We start from the raw sequence: 207 nt of genomic DNA, 5'->3' as shown, positions 1-207 counted from the left end.
AGAACGACGAGATCCGCGCGCTGATCACCGCGATCGGCGCCGGCATCGGCGAGGAGTTCGACATCGACGACGTGCGGTACAACAAGATCATCCTGATGACGGACGCCGACGTCGACGGCGCCCACATCCGGACGCTGCTTCTCACGTTGCTGTACCGCCACATGAAGCCCCTCCTGGAGGCCGGCTACGTGTACGCGGCCCAGCCGC

1 protein-coding gene is annotated in these 207 nt (G+C 65.7%); it reads left to right on the top strand.

The window, feature by feature from the left end:
* A partial coding sequence (locus tag EXE45_RS19515) for a toprim domain-containing protein (RefSeq protein WP_241989553.1) occupies positions 1-207 on the top strand: 207 nt, incomplete at both ends.

Origin of the sequence: Halorubrum sp. SP9, assembly GCF_005435015.1 — an archaeon.
Lineage (GTDB): Archaea > Halobacteriota > Halobacteria > Halobacteriales > Haloferacaceae > Halorubrum > Halorubrum sodomense.
This window is presented reverse-complemented; position numbering and strand designations above follow the sequence as displayed.